Source organism: Streptomyces sp. NPDC020845 (assembly GCF_044334165.1).
In the GTDB taxonomy this organism is placed as follows: Bacteria; Actinomycetota; Actinomycetes; order Streptomycetales; family Streptomycetaceae; genus Streptomyces.
The window spans coordinates 467,895-490,524 of the sequence record NZ_JBIRSJ010000010.1; the positions used below are offsets into that span (position 1 = coordinate 467,895).

General features: G+C 72.3%; 20 protein-coding genes. 6 read left to right on the plus strand and 14 right to left on the minus strand.

Features of this window, described 5'->3' with window-relative positions; translation table 11 throughout:
- Positions 1–5: 5 nt before the first annotated feature.
- Positions 6–143 (minus strand): hypothetical protein, encoded by a 138-nt coding sequence (locus ACH4U7_RS28205; RefSeq protein ID WP_398530601.1) that lies wholly within the window; start codon positions 141–143, stop codon positions 6–8.
- A 4-nt stretch (positions 144–147) separates the two neighbouring features.
- Here ACH4U7_RS28205 and ACH4U7_RS28210 point away from each other — a divergent pair, with 4 nt between their 5' ends.
- Positions 148–2,169, plus strand: a complete 2,022-nt coding sequence (locus ACH4U7_RS28210; RefSeq protein WP_398530602.1) for a ricin-type beta-trefoil lectin domain protein — start codon at positions 148–150, stop codon at positions 2,167–2,169.
- A gap of 101 nt (positions 2,170–2,270) precedes the next feature.
- Here the strand turns inward: ACH4U7_RS28210 and ACH4U7_RS28215 are convergent, their stop codons facing one another.
- From ACH4U7_RS28215 to ACH4U7_RS28230, 4 genes are all read right to left on the minus strand, one after another.
- On the minus strand, positions 2,271–3,743 hold the full coding sequence (locus tag ACH4U7_RS28215) for a GntP family permease (protein ID WP_398530603.1): 1,473 nt from the start codon (positions 3,741–3,743) through the stop codon (positions 2,271–2,273).
- Between the two features lie 210 nt (positions 3,744–3,953).
- Positions 3,954–4,367 carry a RidA family protein gene (locus ACH4U7_RS28220; protein WP_385626627.1) on the minus strand — a complete coding sequence of 138 codons (414 nt, stop codon included), beginning with the start codon at positions 4,365–4,367 and terminating at the stop codon, positions 3,954–3,956.
- 23 nt (positions 4,368–4,390) lie between these two features.
- Complete coding sequence (locus tag ACH4U7_RS28225) at positions 4,391–5,236, minus strand: IclR family transcriptional regulator (protein WP_398530604.1); 846 nt, start codon at positions 5,234–5,236, stop codon at positions 4,391–4,393.
- Positions 5,233–6,312, minus strand: coding sequence for a sugar kinase (locus ACH4U7_RS28230; RefSeq protein ID WP_398530605.1), 1,080 nt, complete (start codon positions 6,310–6,312; stop codon positions 5,233–5,235). The genes ACH4U7_RS28225 and ACH4U7_RS28230 overlap by 4 nt, the downstream gene beginning before the upstream one ends.
- Positions 6,313–6,448: 136 nt before the next feature.
- On the opposite strand from ACH4U7_RS28230, the gene ACH4U7_RS28235 reads away from it, so the two are divergent.
- On the plus strand, positions 6,449–7,747 hold the full coding sequence (locus tag ACH4U7_RS28235) for an amino acid deaminase (RefSeq protein ID WP_398530606.1): 1,299 nt from the start codon (positions 6,449–6,451) through the stop codon (positions 7,745–7,747).
- 42 nt (positions 7,748–7,789) lie between these two features.
- Positions 7,790–9,406 (plus strand): amidohydrolase family protein, encoded by a 1,617-nt coding sequence (locus tag ACH4U7_RS28240; RefSeq protein ID WP_398530607.1) that lies wholly within the window; start codon positions 7,790–7,792, stop codon positions 9,404–9,406.
- Between the two features lie 7 nt (positions 9,407–9,413).
- Here ACH4U7_RS28240 and ACH4U7_RS28245 read toward each other — a convergent pair whose 3' ends face one another.
- From ACH4U7_RS28245 to ACH4U7_RS28270, 6 genes are all read right to left on the minus strand, one after another.
- Positions 9,414–10,088 (minus strand): TetR/AcrR family transcriptional regulator, encoded by a 675-nt coding sequence (locus ACH4U7_RS28245; protein WP_398530608.1) that lies wholly within the window; start codon positions 10,086–10,088, stop codon positions 9,414–9,416.
- Complete coding sequence (locus ACH4U7_RS28250; RefSeq protein ID WP_398530609.1) at positions 10,085–12,103, minus strand: CocE/NonD family hydrolase; 2,019 nt, start codon at positions 12,101–12,103, stop codon at positions 10,085–10,087. The genes ACH4U7_RS28245 and ACH4U7_RS28250 overlap by 4 nt, the downstream gene beginning before the upstream one ends.
- Positions 12,104–12,774: 671 nt before the next feature.
- On the minus strand, positions 12,775–14,583 hold the full coding sequence (locus tag ACH4U7_RS28255; RefSeq protein ID WP_398530610.1) for a dipeptide ABC transporter ATP-binding protein: 1,809 nt from the start codon (positions 14,581–14,583) through the stop codon (positions 12,775–12,777).
- A complete protein-coding gene (locus ACH4U7_RS28260; RefSeq protein ID WP_398530611.1) occupies positions 14,583–15,488 on the minus strand; it encodes an ABC transporter permease in 906 nt (301 codons plus the stop codon). Before ACH4U7_RS28260 ends, ACH4U7_RS28255 begins: the two co-directional genes overlap by 1 nt.
- Positions 15,485–16,444, minus strand: a complete 960-nt coding sequence (locus ACH4U7_RS28265; protein WP_398530671.1) for an ABC transporter permease — start codon at positions 16,442–16,444, stop codon at positions 15,485–15,487. The genes ACH4U7_RS28260 and ACH4U7_RS28265 overlap by 4 nt, the downstream gene beginning before the upstream one ends.
- Positions 16,445–16,449: 5 nt before the next feature.
- The gene (locus tag ACH4U7_RS28270; RefSeq protein WP_398530612.1) at positions 16,450–18,093 is read right to left on the minus strand and encodes an ABC transporter substrate-binding protein; all 1,644 of its coding nucleotides are present in this window, start codon (positions 18,091–18,093) and stop codon (positions 16,450–16,452) included.
- Positions 18,094–18,355: 262 nt separating this feature from the next.
- Here ACH4U7_RS28270 and ACH4U7_RS28275 point away from each other — a divergent pair, with 262 nt between their 5' ends.
- On the plus strand, positions 18,356–19,567 hold the full coding sequence (locus tag ACH4U7_RS28275) for a pyridoxal phosphate-dependent aminotransferase (protein ID WP_398530672.1): 1,212 nt from the start codon (positions 18,356–18,358) through the stop codon (positions 19,565–19,567).
- A 23-nt stretch (positions 19,568–19,590) separates the two neighbouring features.
- Here ACH4U7_RS28275 and ACH4U7_RS28280 read toward each other — a convergent pair whose 3' ends face one another.
- Positions 19,591–20,085 (minus strand): GNAT family N-acetyltransferase, encoded by a 495-nt coding sequence (locus ACH4U7_RS28280; RefSeq protein WP_398530613.1) that lies wholly within the window; start codon positions 20,083–20,085, stop codon positions 19,591–19,593.
- An 85-nt stretch (positions 20,086–20,170) separates the two neighbouring features.
- Between ACH4U7_RS28280 and ACH4U7_RS28285 the strand changes: the two genes are divergently transcribed.
- Positions 20,171–20,581 (plus strand): hypothetical protein, encoded by a 411-nt coding sequence (locus ACH4U7_RS28285; protein ID WP_398530614.1) that lies wholly within the window; start codon positions 20,171–20,173, stop codon positions 20,579–20,581.
- Here ACH4U7_RS28285 and ACH4U7_RS28290 read toward each other — a convergent pair.
- Both ACH4U7_RS28290 and ACH4U7_RS28295 read right to left on the minus strand, forming a co-directional pair.
- Positions 20,571–20,996 (minus strand): hypothetical protein, encoded by a 426-nt coding sequence (locus tag ACH4U7_RS28290; protein WP_398530615.1) that lies wholly within the window; start codon positions 20,994–20,996, stop codon positions 20,571–20,573. The two genes, ACH4U7_RS28285 and ACH4U7_RS28290, sit on opposite strands and share 11 nt — an antisense overlap.
- 157 nt (positions 20,997–21,153) lie before the next feature.
- Positions 21,154–21,804, minus strand: a complete 651-nt coding sequence (locus ACH4U7_RS28295) for a flavin reductase family protein (protein ID WP_398530616.1) — start codon at positions 21,802–21,804, stop codon at positions 21,154–21,156.
- A gap of 143 nt (positions 21,805–21,947) precedes the next feature.
- Here ACH4U7_RS28295 and ACH4U7_RS28300 point away from each other — a divergent pair, with 143 nt between their 5' ends.
- Positions 21,948–22,601, plus strand: a complete 654-nt coding sequence (locus ACH4U7_RS28300; protein ID WP_398530617.1) for a class I SAM-dependent methyltransferase — start codon at positions 21,948–21,950, stop codon at positions 22,599–22,601.
- Positions 22,602–22,630 lie beyond the last annotated feature (29 nt).

Consider the following 22,630-nt stretch of genomic DNA (forward strand, 5'->3'; position numbering starts at 1 on the left):
ATCTGTCACATCGCGGCGGCAAGCAGCAAATCGAGGCCACCGTCGGCTTCCACACCCACAGCGACCTGCTGCTGTGCCGACGACCGGATCACCGGGGTATTTTTGCGCGGGTCTACGGCAGTTGACTGGTCGTGCGTCGTCACGCGTATGCCAGAGGTGTGGAGAGGGAGGGATCGCGTGGCGGGAATTCGGCCGCTGAAACCGGGAGATCCGCGTGACATTGCGGGTTACGCGCTCCAAGGGCGGCTGGGAGCGGGCGGTATGGGGACGGTGTACCTCTCCGCCACGCGGGGCGGGCAGCCGATCGCGCTGAAGGTGGTGCACGACGAGTTCGCCGAGGACCCGAAGTTCCGGCAGCGGTTCGAGCAGGAGGTGCGCGCCAGCCGGCAGGTGCGGGGCCGCTACATCCTGCCGGTGGTGGACAGCAACACCGAAGGGTCCATGCCCTGGCTGGCCACCGAGTACGCCCCGGGCCTGTCGCTCGCGGCGGCGGTGACCACGCACGGACCGCTGCCGCCGGACGCGGCCCTGCGGCTGATCGCGGGCGTGGCCCACGCGCTGGAGGCCATCCACGCGGTGCAGGTCACCCACCGGGATCTCAAGCCGGGGAATGTCATCCTGGCTCCGGACGGCCCCGCCGTCATCGACTTCGGGATCGCGCGGGCCGCCGAGGCCACTCCGCTGACCGGCACCGACATGCGCATCGGCACCCCCCTGTACATGGCTCCGGAGCAGCTCAGGGGTACCGCGGTGACCCCGGCCATCGATGTCTTCGCGCTCGGCCTGACCGGGTATGTCGCCGCGACCGGCGTCCACCCCTTCGGGGACGGGCCGGGCCCGGCCGTGCTGTACCGCATCGATCGCGAGGTGCCCGATCTCACCGCCTGCCCGGCGGAGATACGGCCCGTCATCAGCCGCTGCCTGGCGAAGGACCCCGCGGCTCGGCCCACGCCCGCCGAGGTGGTGGCCCTCTGCCGACAGGCCGGAGCTAAGCTCGGCCTGACCGAGGTGCTTCCGACCGCCGGGTGGCTGCCCCCGGCCTTCCTTCCCGCGCCCGCGCCGCCCCCCACATTGCCCATGCAACCTCAGCCGTCGGCCCAGTCGGCCCAGACGCCTTCCTCGACGCCTTCCGCGACGCCCGCCTCGCCGTCCATACCCCCGAGAACCGTCTACGACCCGCAATCCGGGGGGCGACCGGGGAATCCCCGGAAGCGCCGACTGGTAACGGGCCTTGCGGCGCTCGCCGTCGTCGCGGTCGCCGTCGCCGCCGCCCTCATCTGGCTCCCGAACCGAGGCGACGACAAGAACGACGGCGCCTCCCCCTCGCGCTCCTCGCGGAGCAGCACACCGCAGAAAACCCCGTCGGAGGAGTCCTCACAGGAAAAGACCTCCCCCGCGAACCCCCCGGCGAAGGCCGCGTCACCCCCAAAAGCATTAGACTCGACCGTAAAAACATTCACCAACGCGGCGACCGGACGCTGCCTGGACAGTAACGGCGACGAAGAAGCTTACGCATTCGATTGCAATGGTGGCGGTTACCAGAAATGGACTGCGTCCGGGAAGGCGTTCAGTCTGCGTGATGCGGCAAGCGATATGTGCATGGGCAGTGACGATGCCGGTGAGCTGAGCATGTCCACATGCGATCGCACCGATCAGCAGAAGTGGAACATCTCCAACAAGTCTGTACTGCGCAATGCGGCGACCGGTCGCTGCCTGGACGGCGACGACGGCGGCACGTTGCGCACGATCGAATGCGACAGCAGCGATGGCCAGAAGTGGAACATCTCCGGCGACAGTTCCGTTCTGCGCAATGTGGCGACTGATCGCTGCCTGAGCGGCAGCGGCTCCGGTGGCCCACACTTGAGCGACTGCTCCGAGAATGGGAGCGAGGACGGGAAGTGGAATATATCCGGGGAAGAGTTCGAACTGCGTGACGTGGCGACCGATCTCTGCCTGGACAGCAACGAATCCGGCGAGGTGTACACGTATTCATGCAATGAAGGCGATTATCAGCGGTGGGATATCTCCGGCGGCAATTCAACTCTGCACAACATGAAGACTCGTCTCTGCCTGAAAGACACCGGCTCCCCTTTGGAGAACGGCTATCAACTGCAGACGAGCGAATGCGATGAAAGCGACGATCAGAGCTGGACTGCCGCCGCACCATAGACAGCTGATTTCCCGGCCCTGAAGCGCCCCTCTCCGCTGTGGCAGAGAGGGGCGCTGAGGCAAGGAAGCAGTCCACGCCCCCAAAAGGAATTGGCGTTGCCCTAGATGACGAGGCTCAGCAGCCCCGCCACCACGAACCCCGCCACCGACAGCACCGACTCCAGCACGGTCCACGACTTGAGCGTGTCCCGCTCGGAGATGCCGAAGTACTTCGCGACCATCCAGAACCCGCCGTCGTTGACGTGCGAGGCGAAGATCGAGCCCGCCGAGATGGCCATGATGACCAGCGCCAGATGCGCCTGCGAGTAGTCGCCCTCGGTCAGCATCGGGGAGACGATCCCCGCCGTGGTGACGATCGCGACCGTCGCCGAGCCCTGCGCGACGCGCAGCACCACCGAGATCAGCCAGGCCAGCAGGATGACCGGCAGGCCCGCGCTGTCGAAGGCGTCGGCCAGCGCCTGGGCCACGCCGCTGCCCTTGAGCACCGCGCCGAAGACCCCGCCCGCGCCGACGACCAGCAGGATGTTGCCGATCGGCTTGAGGGAGGCGGTGGAGACGGTCTCCAGGGACTTACGGGACCAGCCGCGCCGGATGCCCAGCAGGTAGTAGGCCAGCAGCAGGGCGATGGTCAGCGCCACGAAGGGGTGGCCGAAGAACTCGATCACCGAGCGGCCGGTGCTGGGGTCCAGCGCGATGGAGGAGAAGGTCGCGCAGAGGATGAGGACCAGCGGGGTGCCGATGATCGCGAGGACGGTGGAGACCGGCACCGGCCGCTCCGCGGGCGTGGCCCCCGCGGCGCGCTGCTCGGCGGCGACGGCCTCCTTGGACTCCTCGGCCGCCTCCAGCATGTCCTGCGGTACGGGGACGAACAGGCGGTTGCCGATCCACGCGGCGTACGCCCAGGCGGCGAGCACGGACGGGACTCCGACGAGGATGCCCATCAGGATGACCCAGCCCAGGTCGACGTGGAGCAGCCCGGCCGCGGCCACCGGGCCGGGGTGCGGGGGCAGAAAGGCGTGGGTCATGGACAGGCCGGCCAGCATCGGCATCGCGTACAGCACGATCGACTTGCCGCTGCGCTTGGCGGCCGCGTAGACGATCGGCGCGAGGACGAAGATGCCGACGTCGAAGAAAACGGGTATGCCGAAGATCAGTCCGGTCAGGCCCATCGCGAGCGGCGCGCGCTTCTCGCCGAACAGGCCGAGCAGCCGGGCGCTCAACGCCTCGGCACCGCCGGAGACTTCGAGGATCGCGCCGAGCATGGTGCCCAGGCCGATGATGATCGCTATGTGGCCGAGGATGCCGCCCATACCGGACTCGATGAGCGAGACGGCGTCGGACTTCTGGACCGTGCCGAAGAGTTCGGTGACCGACAGACCGGCGGCCAGGCCCACCGCGATGGACACGCCCAGCAGCGCCACGAAGGGCTGCAGCCGGGCCTTGATGATCAGGAAGAGCAGCAGGGCGATGCCCAGGGCGGCGACGGTCAGCAGACCGGCGGTGCCGTCGATGATCATGAGGAGACCACCGGTGTGAGGTGGGGCCTCGGGAACTGGGGCGGCGGTGAGCGGCATAGGGGGCTCCGGTTTTCGGGTAGGGGGGACCGCCACGCGGCGGGGGGCCGCGCGCGGGGGAACTGGGGGTGCGGGTACGGAGGTTCAGAACGCTGGATTCCGACGAGGGCGGTGGGGGGGGGGAGGGAGTGCGGCGGGGTAATGGGGGGAGGGAGTGCGGCGGGGTACGGCGGGCGGGGCAGACCCCGCCCGCCGACCCGGGCGCGGGCGTCAGCCGAGGACGGCGAGCGCGTCGATCTCGATGAGCAGCCCGGCGGGAAGGCCGACATAAACGGTCGTACGGGCCGCCGGGGCCTCCTTCAGATCCGCGAAGAAGTCGTTGTAGATCTCGTTGAGTTCGGCGAAGTGGGCGGTGTCGGTGAGGTAGACCCGCACCATCACCACGTCCTCCCAGCTCGCCCCGCCCGCCTCCAGGACGGACTGCACATTGCGCAGGGTCTGCAGGGTCTGCTCGCGCAGCGTCGGCCCGACCGGGGCCGGCGCCTGGCCCGGGACCGCGGGGCCGAAGCCGACCTGCCCGGCGACCTGGAGGATATTGCCCTTCTTGACGCCGTGCGAGAACTTGGCGGGGGGCGCGGTGTGGGTGTCCGGGGTGATCGCGATCTTCTGAAGCTTCTCGCTCATGGGGTTCCTTGGATTGCTGTCGGTTACTTGTCGTCTACTTGCCGTCGGGGTTCCGGCTGGTCAGGGTCCGGTTCGCCAAGGTCCGGTTCGTCGGAGTCCGGTTCGTCGGAGTCCGGTTCGTCGGGCGGGGCGCTTCCGGAGTACTCGCGGCTGATCGCCTCCGCGGTACGGCGCACCAGCGGCAGCAGCTCGATGAGTTCATCGGCGGAGACCACGACATTCGGCGCAGAGACCGAACACGCGGCGACCACCCGCCCGTCCGCACCCCTGATGGGTGCCCCGACGCAGTTGATCGACTCCTCGTGGCCGCCGAGGTCGGTGGCCCAGCCCTGCTCCCGTACGGTCGCCAGCTCCTTGAGGAACGCGGCGGCGTTCGGGGTGGAGCGCGCGGTGTACGCGGGGTACTGAAGCCTCTCGGCGACCGCGCGCCGCTCCGCCTCGGGCAGATCGGCCAGCAGCAGCTTGGCGACCGCGGCGACGGTGATGGCGACGGGCTTGCCGATCCGCGAGTACATCCGGACCGGATAGCGGCTCTCCACCTTGTCGATGTAGACCACCTCGTTCTCCTCGTACACGGCGAGGTGGACGGTGTGCCCGCACTGCTCGTTGAGCTCGGCCAGATACGGGTGGGCGATCTCACGCACGTCCAGGTTCTCCACGGCCTGCTGGGCGAGCGCGAAGAGACGGGCGCCGAGCCGGTAGCGCTGGTCCTGCTGCCGGTAGACCATGCCGTGCTCATGCAGGGTGCGCAGCAGCCGCAGTGCGGTCGTCTTGTGCACGCCGAGCCGCTTGGCCACCTGCTCCAGGTTGGCCGGGCCCTCTGCCAGCAGCGGCAGGATGCTCAGCGCTCGGTCGACGGTCTGACTCATGGGTGGGGCACCTCCGCGCGTACGGTCCCGGGCGTCCCGGTGTCCGTCCAGCCGGGGCCGAATCGCAGTGTGCCCCACGCGCCGGCGTCGAGAGCGACCAGGCCGTCGGCGCGCTCGCGCGACGGCGGGGTGCCGAGGTCGCCGGGGACGGTGAGGGCGGCGGCCGCCATCAGATGGCCGTGCCGCAGCCGCGCCGCGACGGACAGCCCGCGCAGGGTGCCCGACAGAAACCCGGCGGCGAAGGCGTCACCGGCCCCGACGGACGCGACCACATCGACGTCCAGGGCCGGTTCGAAGGTGACCACGTCGCCGCCGTTCGGCTGCCGTGCGTACGCCGTGGCGCCCGCGCTCCCCTGCTTCACCACCAGCACCGCCGGCTCGGGCAGGGCCCCCCGGACCGCGTCCGCGCCGCGCAGCCCCCAGGCGGCCACGGCCTCGTCCTCGCCGACGAAGACGAGGTCGCAGCCGCGGGCGAGGTCCAGCAGCCGCCCGCTGTCCTGGCCGCGCCAGAGCGCCGTGCGGTAGTTGACGTCGAAGGAGAGGAGGGGGCGGCCAGGCGCGCGGGTGGTGAGCTCCCGCATCAGGGTGTGGCAGTCGTCCGAGAGGGCCGCGGTGATCCCGGTGAGATGCAGAACGCGGCCCGACCACGCCCGCTCGCGGGGCACCAGACGCGGGGACATGGCCGAGGCGGCGGACCCGGCCCGGTAGTACACCACCTCGGAGAGCTTCCCTTCGTCCTCCTCGGTGAGTGCCCGCTCCCCCGCCGTACGGAAGTAGATGCCGGTGGGCCGGTCCGGGTCGCGCCGCACATACGAGACGTCCACGCCCGCGGCGGCGATCTCCGCGACGAGGTGGTCCCCGAATCCGTCCGCCCCGACGCGGCTGATCCACCGGGCGGTGTGCCCGACGCGCGCGAGCGAGCACGCGACGTTGGACTCCGCGCCGCCGATCCCCCGCGAAAACGCCGGCACGTCGGCGAGCCGGCCCGGCGAGGACGGCACGAAGGTGACCATCGACTCGCCGAGGCACACGACGTCGGCGACGTCAGCGATGTCGGCGTGGAGGTCTGCAGACACGAGGGGCTGGCTCCTTGCTGGCTCGGGTGTGGCGCGCGCACCGTTGACCGGGTGCTCGGCGGGATGTTAGACACCGTTAAGCGCCATACGCAATGACCGTTGCACATATTGCAACCAAGGATTTATGGGAGGCTCCATGGCCGCCGACCACGCCGCCGACACGCCCGACTCCCCCGTCGGGCGCCTCGCCCGCGAGCGCGTCGACCACCGCTTCAAGGGCCTGCCCCCCAGCGCCGAAGGCCGTACGGTCGGCGAGCTGGCCGCCGAGCGCCGCTCCCTGTTCACCGGCGGCTTCACCACCCCCGTCCTGGCGCTGTCCGCCGAGGCCCTGGAGCACAACCTCGCCGCTATGGAGCGCTACTCCGCCGCGCACGGACTGGCCTTCGCCCCGCACGGCAAAACCTCCCTCGCCCCCCAGCTCTTCGAACGCCAACTCGCCCACGGCGCCTGGGGCATCACCGCCGCCGTCCCCACCCATGTGCGCATGTACCGCGCCTTCGGCATCCAGCGAATCTTCCTCGCCAACGAGATCGTGGACGCCGCCGCGCTCGGCTGGCTCGCCCACGAGCTGGATGCCGACCCCGACTTCCGCTTCATCGCGTACGTCGACTCCCCGCGCGGCGTCGAGCTCATGGACGCGGCCCTGCGCGAAGCCGGCGCCCGCCGCCCCCTCGACGTCGTCGTCGAACTCGGTGCGGGCCCCGGCGCCCGCACCGGCGCCCGCACGGAGGCCGACTGCACGGCCGTCGCCGACGCGGTCGCCGCCACCGACACCCTCCGCCTCGTCGGCGTCGCCGGCTACGAGGGCGAGGTGCCGAAGCCGGACGGCGAACGGGTACGGGCGTGGCTGCGCCGGCTCACCGCGCTGGCCGTCGCCTTCGACGGCGAGGGCCGGTTCGCGGACGCGGACGAGATCGTGGTCAGCGCGGGCGGCAGCGCGTGGTTCGACGCCGTCGCCGACGTCTTCGCGGAACTGCCCGAGCTGTCCGGCCCCGTCCTGAAGCTGCTCCGCTCCGGCGCGTACGTCTCCCACGACGACGGCCACTACCGCCACATCACCCCCTTCAACCGCATCCCCGACGAAGGCGCCCTGCACCCCGCCTTCCGCCTCTGGGCCCAGGTCGTCTCCCGCCCCGAACCCGGCCAGGCCTTCCTCAACGCGGGCAAACGCGACGCGGCCTACGACCTCGACCTGCCCCAACCGCAGGTGATCCGCTCCGCAGACGGCACCGAACGCCCCGCCACCGGCCTCACCGTCACTGGCCTGTCCGACCAGCACACCTGGCTCACGGTCGAGGAGGGCACCTCTCTGGAGGTCGGCGACTGGGTGGGCCTCGGCCTCTCCCACCCCTGCACCAGCTTCGACAAGTGGCAGCTGATCCCGGTGGCCGAGGCGGACGGCACGGTCACGGACTACATCCGCACCTTCTTCTAGCCCGCCCAGCCATCCGGACACGCACAGGGAGAGGCAGCGCATATGGACATGGTCATTCGCGACGCGCAGGTCATCGACGGCACCGGCGGCGCCCGCTACCGGGCGGATGTCGCCGTCGACGGCGGGCGGATCGCCCGCATCGTGGCGGAGGGCGCCGGGCCGCGCCCGACAGGTCAGCGGGTGGTGGAGGCCGACGGACTCGCGCTCGCGCCCGGGTTCATCGATATGCACGCGCACAGCGACCTCGCGCTGCTGCGCGACCCGGACCACTCCGCCAAGGCCGCGCAGGGCGTGACCTTGGAGGTGATCGGCCAGGACGGCCTGTCGTACGCGCCCGTCGACGACCGCAGCCTCGCCGAGGTCCGTACGGCCATCACCGGCTGGAACGGCGACGGCTCGGACATCGACTTCAGCTGGCGCACCGTCGGCGAGTACCTGGACCGCCTCGACCACGGCTTCGACGGCCAGGGCATCGCGGTCAACGCCGCGTACCTCATCCCCCAGGGCACCGTCCGCATGCTCGCGGTCGGCTGGGCGGACCGGGACGCCACCGCGGACGAGCTGGAGCGGATGAAGCGGCTGGTCGCGGAGGGTCTTGAGCAGGGGGCGGTCGGGTTGTCGTCCGGGCTCACGTACACGCCCGGGATGTACGCGTCCGACGCCGAGCTCACCGAGCTGTGCCGCGTCGTCGCCGCGTACGACGGCTACTACTGCCCGCACCACCGCTCGTACGGCGCGGGCGCCCTGGAGGCGTACGAGGAGATGGTGGCGCTCACCCGCGAGGCGGGCTGCGCGCTGCATCTCGCGCACGCGACCATGAACTTCGGCCTGAACAAGGGCCGCGCCCCCGAACTGCTCGCGCTGCTGGACCGGGCGCTCGCCGAGGGCGCCGACATCAGCCTGGACACCTATCCCTACCTCCCGGGCTGCACCACGCTCGCCGCGCTGCTGCCGAGCTGGGCCGCCGAGGGCGGGCCGCAGGCCATCCTGGACCGGGTCCGGGACGAGGCGACCGCCGAGCGGATCCGGCATGTCATGGAGGTGGAGGGGGCCGACGGGTGTCACGGTGTGCCCGTCGACTGGGACACCATCGAGATCTCGGGGGTCAGCCACCCGGCCCTGGAGGCGTACGTCGGCAAGACGGTCGACCAGTCGGCGCACGAGCGCGGCGAGGCGCCATGGGACACCGCGCGCCGGCTGCTGCTGGAGGACCGGCTCGGCTCGACGATCCTGCAGCACGCCGGGCACGAGGAGAACGTGCGGGCGATCATGAAGCACCCCGTGCACACGGGCGGCAGCGACGGCATCCTGCAAGGCGCCAAGCCGCACCCGCGCGCGTACGGGACCTTCCCGCAGTATCTGGGCCGCTATGTGCGCGAGTTGGGCGTGCTGTCCCTGGAGGAGTGCGTGGCCCACCTCACCGCGCGCCCCGCGGCCCGCCTCCGCCTCCCCGACCGGGGCCTGGTCCGCGAGGGCTACCGCGCCGACCTCGTCCTCTTCGACCCGGACACCGTCGCCGCGGGCTCCACCTTCGAGTCCCCACGCACCCTGCCGACCGGGATCCCGCACGTACTCATCGACGGCCGCTTCGTCATCGAGGACGGGCGGCGTACGGACGTCCTGGCGGGGCGGTCCGTGCGGCGTACGGCAGCGGGCTGAGCCCCGGTCAGCCCGCCGTCCCCGCCACGCCTGCTTGTAGTTCTACCTCCACCAGCCGGTAGAGGTGGCGTCGCGCGGCCTCCGTGCTCAGCGGCGGGGCCTGGCGCAGCCGCTGCAGGGCCAGGCCGTCGGCGAGGGCGGCGAAGCGGACGGCGAAGTCGGCGGGGTCGGCGCAGCGGAAGTCACCCTCGTCGGCGCCCCGTTCGACGAGGGAGCGGATCTCGCCGTGCCAGCTCTCGTAGCGCTCGGCCTGGCCGCGGGCGAACGCCTGGTCGCGGTCGCCCGCGTGCCAGTAGTCGAACCACATCCGCCAGTGCCGGTCGGTGTCGTCGGTGAACAGCGCGTCGATGAGCAGCCGGAGCCCCTCGGCGCCGCTGGTGGCGCGGGCGGCGGCCTCGCTGAGCGCCGCGTAGTAGCGCTCGATGTGCAGCACCATCGCCTCGGAGAGGACTTCCTGGACGCTCTCGAAGTGGTAGGTGACCGTGCCGACGGAGACCCCCGCCGCGGCCGCCACATCGCGTACGCCCACCGCCGCGGAACCGCGCTCCACGATGAGCGGTACGGCGGCCTCCACGATCAGGCGGCGGCGCACCTCGGTGGGCTGCCGGGTGCGCTCGGAGGCGGCGACGGCCCGCCGGGGGGCCTTGGGGCGGCCCGTGCGGTCGGCCGCGGACGACGTCATGCCGAGGTCCTGGGGGTGGTGTGGTGCCAGGTGCGCTTGGCCACTGTCTCTCCGTTCGCCCGTGCTTCGAGGCTGCTGTCCATGATGAATTCCGTGGCCGTCGCGCGGAGTTCGGTACTGGTCACGATCGCCGCATCCCAGTCGCCCCGCCGCAGCCGGATGGTCCACTGGGAGCTTGCCACGGCCGAACGCGGGTCGCCGCCGTGGATCCGGTACGTCTCCAGGGCGCTCTCCTCGTAGCGCAGACCGTCGGGGTAGGTGCGCGAGCCCCCGTAGTTGGGGTCCACCTCCAGGGTCCACTCCCCGGTCGCCACGTCGTGCCGCACCACCCGCTCGGGCCGGGGCCTGGCGGGCGGCTCGGTGGTCACCGGGAGCGGCGGGGCCTGCTCCGGCTCCTCGAAGGTGACCGGCGGACGGCCGGTGTCGGCGCCCGGGTCGCGTACGGGCAGCAGCAGGGCGCTGTCCGCGGGGCGCACGGTCAGCGCTCCGTGCTCGTCGCGCTCGCCGTGCGGCCAGACCCACGGCCAGTACTGGTCGGAGACGGCGACGCGGATGCGGTGGCCGGGCGGAAAGGCGTACCCGATGGCGCTCAGCTCGAACTCCACGTCCTCGTACGTCCCCGGCACCCACTCCACCGCCTTGTCCCGGCCCTGCCGGGACAGCAGGTTGAGCACGCCCCGGGTGACCAGCGTCGAGGAGCCGTCGGGGGCGACGTCGCAGACGCGCGCGATGACATGCGCGCGCGGAGTGGCGCTGTCCAGGCGCAGCCGGACGCGCGGGCGGCCCAGGATCTCCACGCGTCCGGTCAGCGGCGCGGAGTCGAAGCAGACCGAACGGCCGTCCTCCTCGCGCTGGTCGGGCGGCAGGTCGGTGGCGTTGCCGAAGGGGAAGAAGCGGCCCGCGTCGATTCCGGTGTGCAGCGGGGAGCGCACGATCACCGGCTCCGTCCCGTCACCGCCCAGCGGCCGCTCGTCCCAGGTCACGGCCGGGGTGGGCCAGGCGTCGTCGGCGACCCAGCGGCCGGGCATGGCCGGGTAGTGGGTCGCGGGCGGCACCGGGTCGTTGATCCAGGAGCGCAGGGCCGGCTCCGCCATGACCCCGGTGTCCACGCCCTTGAGCCAGTGGTCCCACCAGCGCAGCGTCTCCTGGAGGAAGCCGATCGCGGGGCCCGGCGGCAGGCCCCGGTCGGGGTACTGGTGCGACCACGGCCCGATCAGCCCCCGTACGGGCGCGTCAAGGTGCTCGACCAGCCGCAGCACGGTGTCCCGGTACGGGTCGGCCCAGCCGCCGACCGCGAGGACCGCCGCGTCGATGGCGCCGTAGTCCTCGCAGACGCTGCCGTGCCGCCAGTAGCCGTCTCGCTCCTGGTGCGCCAGCCAGGTGTGCAGATACGGCTCCAGCGCCGCCAACCGCTCCCGCCACATGGGCAGCCACCGGTCCTCGCCCACGGCGGCCGGGTCCGGCGGCCGGGCCGTGAACGCGAGCATGGTGCCGGCCCAGGCGAGCATGTCGATGCCGAGCACGGCGCCGCCGGTGTAGTGGACGTCGTTGTCGTAACGGTCGTCGGTCGAGCAGACGGTGACGATCGCCTTCAGCGGCTCCGGGCGCAGGGCGGCGATCTGGAGCGAGTTGAACCCGCCCCACGAGATGCCGAACATGCCGACCTTGCCCGTGCACCACGGCTGGGCGGCCAGCCACTCCACGACGTCGACCCCGTCGGCGAGCTCGGTCTCGGTGTACTCGTCGAGCATCACGCCCTCGGAGTCCCCGCTGCCGCGCAGATCGACCCGGACGGAGGCGTAGCCGTGCCCGGCGTACCAGGGGTGGCGCTGCGCGTCGCGCGGGGCGGTCCAGTCGCTCTTGCGGTACGGCAGGTACTCCAGCAGCGCGGGGACGGGGTTTGCGGTGGCGTCGACGGGGCGCCAGATCCGCGCGTGCAGCCGGGTGCCGTCCCGGGTGGGGATCCAGACGTCCTCCGCCTGGACCTCGCGGTCGAACTGCTCGCGGTACTTCACGACTCTCCTACGGTGTGCGGTGCGTTTGCGGGTGCGGGTGCGGGTGCGGGTGGGGCGCCTGCGGCGGGCCGGTCCCCTACCCGCCCCTTCCCGAACCGGGGGCAAGCCCCCGGACCCCCAGGGTCACGGGAGGCCCGTGGCTGCCCGAGGGCCTCCGGCCCCGGGCCGGAGGCTGTGCCCCGAGGCCGGGGCCGTGGCCCGAGGCCGGGGCCCGGGACCCGTGGCTCGGGGCACGGGCCGTGGCCGTGGCCGTGGCCGTGGCCCGAGGCCGGGGCCCGAAGCCAGGGCCCGGGGCCGGGGCCGTGGCCGTGGCCCGAGGCCGGGGCCGTGGCCCGAGGCCGGGGCCCGGGACCCGTGGCTCGGGGCACGGGCCGTGGCCGTGGCCCGAGGCCGAGGCCCGAAGCCAGGGCCCGAGGCCAGGGCCCGTGGCCCGAAGCCCAAGGCCTGGGCCCGGGGCCGGGCCCGGGGCCCGAGGCCGGGGCCGTGCCCCGGGGCCGGGGCCCGTGGCCCGGGGGTCCGGGGCCCGTGGCCCGGGGGTCCGGGGCCCGTGGCCCGGGGGTCCGGGGCCCGTGGCCCGGGGGTCCGGGGCCCGTGGCCCGGGGGTTCGGGGGCTTGCCCCCGGGTTCGGGAAGGGGCGGGGTGGGGTGGGGTGGGGAAGAACCACCTCGGCGTCAGCCGTCCGCCGGGCGCCAGCGGCGGATGCGGTGATCGGCGCCGAGGTCGGTCCAGATGTCGTCCGGCTCAGCGGCGTCCTGCCAGTCCGCAGCCGCCTCGGGCACCTCTTCGGCTTCCCCGTCGGGGTCCAGGGCCGCGGCCATGAGGCGGCGGGTGTAGGGGTGGCCCGGGGCCGCGAAGACCGCGTCCGTGGAACCCTCTTCGACCACCACCCCGTGCCGCAGCACCACCACCCGGTCGGCGATCCCCCGCACCACGGCCAGGTCGTGGCTGATGAACAGGCACGCGAGCTCGCGTTCGCGCCGCAGGTCGTCGAGCAGGCGCAGCACTTCGGCCTGGACGGAGACGTCGAGCGCGGTGGTGATCTCGTCGGCGATCAGCACGTCGGGCTCGCCGGCCAGCGCCCGGGCGATTCCGATCCGCTGCCGCTGACCGCCCGAGAGCTGCGCGGGCAGGCGGTCGGCGAGGGCCGGGTCGAGCCGTACGTCGGCGATGAGTTGTTGGGCGCGAGTGGCTGCGGCCGTGCGGGAGGGTGCCGTGCCGAAGAAGCGCAGTGGGCGCCGTACCGCGTCGCCCACCGAACGCCGGGGGTTCAGGGACGTGTCGGCGTTCTGGAAGACCAGTTGGATCTTGCGCCGCAGGGACAGCGGCCGCCGCCGCGCCGGGCGGGCCAGGTCGCCAAGGGACCCGGTCAGGTCGCCGTCGGGCCCGGTCAGGTCCCCGTCGGAGTCGGAGCCGGCGCCCCCGCCCGCCCCCGTCGCGGTCATCTCACCGCCCGACGGCGCCCGCAGCCCCGCCAGCGACCAGGCCAGCGTGGACTTGCCGCTGCCGGACTCGCCGACCAGCGCCAGCACTTCCCCGCGCCGTACCCGGAACGACACTCCATCGACCGCGCGGCTCGCGCCGTAGTCGATGGTGATGTCGCGGACGGCGACCGCCTCCGGGGCGTCGGCGGGGATCTGGGCCTTGGGCCGGATCTCGCGGGTGCCGTCCTCGGCGACGAGGGCGAGACCGGCGTCGGACAGGCGCGGGACGCTGGACAGCAGCCGCCGGGTGTACGGGTCGGCGGGCGCGACGAAGAGGCGGCGGGTGGGGGCGGCCTCCACGACCCGGCCCGCGCGCAACACCGCGACCTCGTCGGCCATGTGGTTGACGACGCCGAGGTCGTGGCTGACCAGGACGGCGGCGAGGCCGAGTTCGTCGCGCAGCGCGGCGAGCAGGTCGAGGACGCCGCGCTGGGTGATGACGTCGAGGCCGGTGGTGGGTTCGTCGAGGACGAGGACCTTGGGGCGGGCGGCGATGGCCATGGCGATGGCGACGCGCTGCTGCTGCCCGCCGGAGAGTTCGTGCGGGTAGCGGCGGGCGAGTTCGGCGGGGCGCGGGAGGCGGACCTGGTCGAGGAGGTCGGTGACGGCGGCGGTGACGGCGGTGCGGTCGGCGGCGGCGTCGCCGCGCAGGCCCTCCGCGATCTGCCGGCCGACCCGCATCGAGGGAGTCAGGGCGTGCCCGGCGTTCTGCGCGACCATGGCGACCGTACCGCCGCGCAGCCGTCGCAGCTCCTTCGCCGGGAGGGCGAAGACATCGCGCCCGTCGACCCGCACCGCACCCGCGGTGATGCGCGAGCCGTGCCGCAGATGTCCGAGCAGGGTCGCGGCGACGGTCGACTTGCCGCTGCCGGACTCACCGACGAGGGCGAGGGTCTGTCCGGGGCACAGCTCGAAGCCGACCTCGTGGACGACGGGGACGTCCCGGCCCCCGGAGCGGTAGGCGACGCTCAGCCCCTCCACGGAGACGATGGCGGTCATCAGGAGCCCTCCCGGATCCGGTCCACGCCCCAGGCCTTGGAGAGCCCGTCGGCGGCGAGGTTGAGCCCGATCACGAGCGTGGCCAGGGCGATGATGGGCGCCAGGCTCGCCATCGGTACGACGGTGATGGCGGTGCGGTTCTCGGCGACCATCAGCCCCCAGTCGGGGGTGGGCGGGTTGGCGCCGAAGCCGAGGAAGGACAGGGAGCTGATCAGCAGCACCACCCACGAGGCGCGCATCGCGAACTCCACGCACACCACATCGGTGATGTTGGGCAGCACCTCGCGCCACAGGATCGACCAGGTCCGCTCGCCGCGGGCGCGGGCGGCGGTGACGTAGTCGGCGGGGGCGACGGCCAGCGCGGCGCCGCGGACGACCCGTACGACCTGCGGGACGTAGACGACGGCGATGGCGAGCACGATGACCGCGGGCCCGGTGCCGAGCGCGGTGACGACGACCAGCAGGGCGAGGATCGAGGGGATGGACAGCACGGCGTCCAGCACCCGCATCAGCACATCGTCCAGCCAGCCGCCGCGCAGCGCGGCCGCGCAGCCGAGGACGGTGCCGAGGGCGATGGTCAGCACGGTCGCGGCGACGGAGACGCCGAGCGCGTACCGCCCGCCGTACAGCACCCGGGCCAGTACGTCGCGCCCGTACTGGTCGGTGCCCGCCCAGTGGTCGGCGCCGGGGCCGAGGAGGGCGTGCGTGGCGTCGCCGACCGTCGGCTCGTACGAGGTCAGCACGGGGGCGAGCAGCGCGATCAGGACGTGGACGGCGACGATCGCGAGCCCGATGGTGGCGGCGCGGGAGGAGCGTACGGTGCGCCAGGTGCGGGCGGCGAAGCCGGTCCGTACGGCGGGCGGTTCAGCCGGGACAAAAGCGTCGGGGGTCTTCAGGGTGCTCATCGGGTCCGCCCTCCTCGGGTCCTGAGCTTGGGGTTGAGGGCCATGGCGCCGAGGTCGGCGGCCAGGTTGCAGCAGACGTAGACGACCGCGCTGATCAGGGCGATGGCCTGGATGACGGGCAGGTCGCGGTTCTGTACGGAGGAGAGCATCAGCTTGCCGATGCCCGGGTAGTTGAAGACGTTCTCGACGACGGCCACACCGCCGACCAGCCACGCCACATTGAGCGCGATGACGTGCAGGGTGGGCAGCAGCGCGCCGGGCAGGGCGTGGCGGGTGACCACGCGCCAGGTGGACAGCCCCTTGAGCCGGGCGGTGGTGACGTATTCGCCGGCCATGACGTCGATGACCGAGGTGCGGGCCATCCGCACGATGTACGCGGCCATCACGATCGCGAGCGAGGCGGCGGGCAGCCATACGGCGGGGAGCAGTTGTCCGACGCTCGCGTCGGGCCCGTAGAGCACCACGGCGGGCAGGACGGGGACGGCGATGGAGAAGAGCAGCACCAGCACGGTGGCCACGACGAACTCGGGGACGCTCATCCCGATCAGGCTGACGGTGGAGATGAGGTGGTCGGGCCAGCGGTCGCGGTAGAGCCCCGCGATGATGCCGAGCACGAGCGAGCCGGTGACCGCGAAGAGGACGGTGACGACGGCGATGAGAGCGGAGTTGCCGAGGTACTGGCCGACTTCGCCGCCCACCGGCTTGGCGTTGACGAGCGAGGTGCCGAAGTCGCCGTGGAACGCGCCCTTGACCCACTCCAGGTAGCGCTCCCAGGCGGGCTGGTCGAGGTGGAGCTTGTCGCGCAGCGCGGCGACGGCGGTGGGGGTGGCGTCCTTGCCGAGCACCTGGGTGGCGACGTCGCCGGGCAGGGACTGGACGGCGAGGAAGACCAGGACGGAGGAGAGCAGGAGCGTGCCGAGCGCGGCCACGACCCGTCGTACGACGAAGGAGAGCACGTCTCTCACGCCCCCTTCAGCCCGATGCCGAGGTAGTCGAACTCGAAGCCGTGCTCCGCGTAGCCGCGCACCTTGCGGGAGATGCCGACGAGCCGGTCGGCGAACATCGGGGTGATCGCCCCGCCCCGCTCCACGACCGCGCTCTGCGCCTGCTGGTAGAGCTCGCGGCGCCGCCCCTCGTCGGTCTCTCGGCGGGCCCGGTCGAGCAGCGCGTCGAAGTCCTTGTCGGACCAGGCGGTCTCGTTGTACGAGGAGCCGCTCCGGAAGACCTGGTTGAGGAGCTGGTCGACGGGGCGGCCGGTGTACCAGTAGGTGGCCATGAGCGGCTTCTTCATCCAGATCTGGGTGTAGTACGAGTCGGCGGCGGCCGTTCTGACCCGGATCCGGATGCCGGCCCGCTTGGCGGACTCCTGGTAGGCGAGGGCCATGGGCGTGAAGATCGGGTCGTAGGAGGAGGTGTAGAGGTCGACCGCGAGCCGTTCCTGCCCGGCCTGTTTGAGCAGGTGGCGGGCCTTTTCGGGGTCGTGGGCGGGGTGGGTGGCGAGGTGGCCGGGGTCGGTGGGCGGCACGGGGTTGTCCCAGCCGACGGTGCCCGCGCCCTGGAGGGCGACCTTCAGGACGTGCTCGGGGTCGTAGGCGAGCTTCATCGCCTGCCGCACCCGTATGTCGGTGAAGGGCTTCTCGGTGGTGAGCATCGGCAGCACGTACCACTGGGCGTTCTTCGCCCGGGCGACGGTGGCGCGGGACGAGTTGGCGACGACGCGGGCGGTGGCGAAGTCCAGGTTGGTCTGCGAGAGCAGGTCGACCTGGCCGGCGAGCAGGGCGTTGGAGCGGGCCTGCATATCGGCGACGGAGTAGAAGTCGATGGCGTCCAGGACGGGTCGGCCTGCCCAGTGGTCCGGGTACGCGGTGATCCGGCCGGGTCCGGCGGCGGTGAAGGAGACCAGTTTGAAGGGGCCGGTGCCGATGCCGGTGCGGCCGATGGAGGCGGCGCTGCCGTCGGGGATGACGTAGCAGTTGTAGTTGGTGAGCAGGCTCGGGAACTCGGCGTTCGGGGACTTCAGCGGGACGACGAGGGTGTGTGCGTCGGGGGTGCGCAGCTTCTTCGGGTCGACCAGCGGGGCCAGCACGCCGGCCTGCGGGGAGGCGGTCTTGGGGTCGAGGATGTGGCGCAGGGTGTAGGCGGCGTCGGCGGAGGTGAAGGCGCGGCCGTCGTGGAAGGTGACGCCGCGGCGCAGCCGGAACGTCCAGGTGCGGACCTTGTCGTCGGGCTCCCAGGACTCGGCGAGGTCGGGGACCAGGGCGCCGTCGGGGCCGATCCGCACCAGCCGGTTGTAGAGGGCACCCAGGTATTCGTACGCGGACAGGGAGCTGGCCGGGTCCAGGGTCTCGGCGTCGGAGGCGGGCGGCCGGGCGATGCGCAGGGTGCCGCCGCGGTCGGGGCGGCCGGTGGGCCCGGCGGTGGGGAGGGCGTCGGTCGGCGACGCGGAGGCCGCGCCCGAACAGCCGCTGAGCAGCCAGGACGCGCCGAGCGCGGCGCCGCTCGCCGCCGCGCCGGCGAGCAGCGACCGGCGCGGTATCCCGGCCGCCCCCGGAGTGGGCGGGATACCGGCCGCCCCCGGGGCGTGTCGGGGTGAGGTGTCGGACATGGGCCGGCCACCCTTCTCCGCTATTCGTTCAGCGGAACGATTCTTTGAAGTGCGTGAACGATAGCCAGCCGACCCGTCCGGGCCAACCCTTCGCGCGCGGAAATCAACCCGGGAAACCGACTCGTTACCCGGTGCGCGCCGCCGTCCCATCCGCCCGGAGACGCCTGAAGACGCCCCGTTGCACCGCCTTGCGCCGCCTTACGCCGCCGACGTGGCGAAGAACACCGAGCGGTCCCGGTTACACCGCCGTAAGGTGGCCGACATGCAGGTGATCCAGTCCACGAAGCTCTCCAACGTCTGCTACGAGATCCGGGGTCCGGTACTCGAGGAGGCGATGCGGCTGGAGGCTGCCGGTCACCGCATCCTCAAGCTCAACACCGGCAACCCCGCGACCTTCGGCTTCGAATGCCCGCCGGAGATCCTGGAGGACATGCTCCGCAACCTCGGCGGGGCGCATGGGTACGGCGACGCCAAGGGGCTGCTGTCCGCCCGGCGCGCGGTGATGCAGCACTACCAGACCAAGGGCATCGACCTGGACGTCGAGGACGTATACCTCGGCAACGGCGTCTCCGAGCTGATCCAGATGGCCATGCAGGGCCTGCTCGACGACGGCGACGAGGTCCTGGTCCCCTCCCCCGACTACCCGCTGTGGACCGCCGCGGTCTCACTCGCCGGGGGCACCGCCGTGCACTACCGCTGCGATGAGCAGTCGGACTGGATGCCCGACGTCGCCGATATCGAGCGCAAGGTCACCGACCGCACCAAGGCCCTGGTCATCATCAACCCGAACAACCCGACGGGCGCGGTCTACGACGAGGAGATGCTGCGGAGCCTCACCGAGCTCGCCCGCCGCCACAACCTGGTCGTCTGCTCCGATGAGATCTACGACAAGATCCTCTACGACGGCGCCACCCACACCCCCACCGCGGCCGTCGCCCCCGACCTGCTGACCCTGACCTTCAACGGGCTCTCCAAGGCGTACCGCGTCGCGGGCTACCGCAGCGGCTGGCTCGCGGTCTGCGGCCCCAAGGCCCACGCCGCCAGCTACCTCGAGGGCCTGACCATCCTCGCCAATATGCGGCTGTGCGCCAATATGCCCGCCCAGCACGCGGTGGCCGCGGCCCTCGGCGGCCGCCAGTCCATCAAGGACCTGGTGCTGCCGGGCGGCCGGCTGCTGGAGCAGCGCGATACGGCGTACGAGCTGCTGACCCAGATCCCGGGCGTGAGCTGCGTCAAGCCGAAGGGCGCGCTGTACGCGTTCCCGCGGCTCGACCCCACGGTCTACAAGATCAAGGACGACCGGCAGATGGTCCTGGACCTGCTGCGCTCCGAGAAGATCATGATCGTTCACGGCACGGGCTTCAACTGGCCGGAGCCGGACCACTTCCGGATCGTGACGCTCCCGGCGAAGAAGGACCTGGCGGACGCGGTGACGCGGATCGGAAAGTTCCTGGACGGCTACAGCCAGCACTGACGCGCGGCACTGCCGCACGGGGCTCAGCGAGCCCGGAGCGCCTTCTCCATGACGATCCTCCGCTCCCCGCCGGGCAGCGGGTCGCCTTCCTCTTTGGTGTCCGCCAGCCCGATCCGCTGGTAAAAGGCGATCGCGCGTCCATTGCCGGGCGCGACGTCGAGCCGCAGCACCTCGGCCCCCACCCCCAGGGCCCACTCCTCCACGGCCCCCACCAGCCGTTCGGCCACCCCGCGCCCGCGCGCGGCCGCGCCGACCCACATGGAGATGATCTCGACGATGCCGTCGTGCGGACCGGGCACCCCGCTGACCATCCCGACCTGCCGCCCGTCGAGCACGGCCACGAGGTGGTACGAACCGGGGATCTCCAGCCGGGCGCGCCACCGCTCCTCGCGGTCGCCGTCGCCCTGCCAGTCCGCGAGCCGGGACCCGAACGCGTACGGCGCGTCCGCGAGCGCGGCGAGCCGCAGCTCCCGCCAGATGGCCCAGTCGTCCGAGGTCAGCACCCGCAGTTCGATCACGCGGCGGATCCTACCCTTAGCGGGAGCTCAACTTTAGACAGAGTCTAAGTTAGGATGGCCTCCTGAGAACCCTTGGAGGCCATCCATGTACGAGCCGATCCGCACCAAGTCGGTCCACACCATGGCCGAGCCCAGGCTCGACTTCCCCCACCGCTCCCGCGAGGAGGAGCTGGACAACCAGCTGGCGGGCCACCTCACCGCGCTGCTGACCGTGACCGACGAGCTGCGCGCCCTCACCCCCGCCCCCGCCCTCGACACCGCCGCCCAGCGCCTGACCGACCAGATCACCCGGCTGCGCGACGGCCGCTCCCCCTTCCGCGCCGCCCCCACCACGACCACCACCACCCCGGCCCACATCACCGCCCTCCGCCAGCGCGCCCACACCCTGGCCGGCCGCGCCCTGGTCGTCGCCACCTCCCGCGACGACGCATCCGCCACCGCCCTGGCCGCCGAGCACCTGGAGACCCACGCGGCGGCCCTCGGCATCAGCGGCTGAACCAGTCCTGCCCCCGGCCGGTGATCAGCGCCCCGCCGATCGCGAGGGGGAGGACCAGGCTGATGGCCATGGAGCCCGCGCTCACGCCCTGAAGCCCCAGCCACACGGCCACGATCCCGACCAGCGCGCCCACCACGGCCAGCGTCTCGACGACGACGAACACGGTCCACACCCATCCGAACCGCTTCTGCACGAAGAGGCTGGCGACGGCCAGCAGAACCGCCATGACGATGGACAAGTACGCCAGGCCCCGCACCAGACCGGGTTCCGAGGCCTCCTGGCCGTGGGCGAGTCGGCTGTCCACTTCGGACAGCAGCGAAGACCCTGCGAAGAAGTTGGCCACGGCCTGAGCCCATACGCCCGCCACGACGAACTTGACCCTGCCCGGCATGCGCTCCAGGACCTGATCCGCCATCAGATCTCACCTTTCCCACGATGCGCCGCATGCGCCACATGCGCCCTACGGCCGAGGCGGACCCCCGGCACCTCCCGACCGTCCCGCACCCGACCCGGGACCGGTCCCGGGCCCGGGGGTGGGCCCGGGGGTGGATCACCCGGATGCGTGCACAGGCTCAGCCCTCGGATGTGCGGGGCGTTTCGGTGCGGTAGGAGTGGCCCAGTTCGGGGCCGAGTCCGAAGTAGTGCCGGAAGTTGTAGACGAGCGGGCTCCAGGCCGCGGGATCGACGTGGTCCGTACCGGGTACGACGATGCGGGGGTCGGCGTGGACCTTCCGCACCACGGCCTCGACGATGACGAACCCTCCGGCGACATCCGGCCGCACCCGCTCGGCGCGGGCCTCCAACTGGATGGGGCACTCGGCGACGCGCGGCGGCCGGACCACCTGGGACGGTTCCTCACGCAGCCCGGCCGCCCCGAACTTGTCCGGCTCGAACCGGCACCCCCTCGCCTTGGTCGACGGCACCGGACTCCGCCCGGTCAGCGGCGCCAGCCGCTCCACCGCCCGCCACTGGCCCGGGGCGGGCAGATTGATCACGACATCGGGCCGGCTGAGAAGGTTCCGCGCCGTCTGGCCTTCCCGCCCCAGTCCGAGCACCACCGTGTGCCCAAGCGCCCATGCGGAGGAGATCGGGGCGAGGTTGAACGAGCCGTCCTGGTTCTCCGTCGACAGAAGCACGACGGGCGTCCCGAAGTACAGGATGCTCGGCTCGATCTCTATGTGGCGGGGGGATTCTGTCGCGGGGCGAAGCGGCGCGGTGGTCATGGCCCGGAGCCTAGGATCCGGACGTTTCGGCGGACGCCGAAGCGCCCGTCGGGCGGTCCGGCGCCTGGGCGCCCCGCGGTGCCGTGACGGCGTACGGCCCCGCGTTTCCGGGCGTTGTCAGCGGCGGCTGAAACGATCGCGCCATGACGGATACCGCTGCCATCACCGCCTACTGGGACGCCGCCGCGCCCGACTTCGACGACGAACCCGATCACGGCCTGCGGGCCGAGCACACCCGCCGGGCATGGGCCAGCCTCCTGGACCGCTGGATGCCACCCGCCCCGGCCCGCGTGCTGGATGTGGGCTGCGGCACCGGCTCGCTCGCGCACCTGCTGGCGGCGGCCGGACACCACGTCACCGGCGTGGACCTTTCGCCCCGTATGGTCGACCAGGCCCGGGCCAAGCTCACCGCCGCCGGCTTCACCGGCACCTTCCTCGTCGGGGACGCCGCCCAACCCCCCACCGGCGAAGACCGCTTCGACGCGCTGCTCTGCCGACACCTGCTGTGGACCCTGCCCGACCCGCACGCGGCCCTGCGCCAGTGGACCGCCCGGCTGCGCCCCGGCGGCACCCTCATCCTGGTCGAAGGACGGTGGCGCGAGGCCGGGCAGAGCGGCGTCCCGTACGTGGCCGGCGCCGAAACCCTGCCCTGGCACCGAGGGATCACCGCCCAAGACCTGACGGCCGCCGTCCGCCCCCTCGTGACCGAGCTGCGCATCGACGACCTCAGCGGCGACGGCGAGCTGTGGGGCGGACCGGTGAGCGATGAGCGGTACGCCCTGATCGCCCGCACCTGAACCAGGCCGGCCCGAGGGCCAGAAAGGGA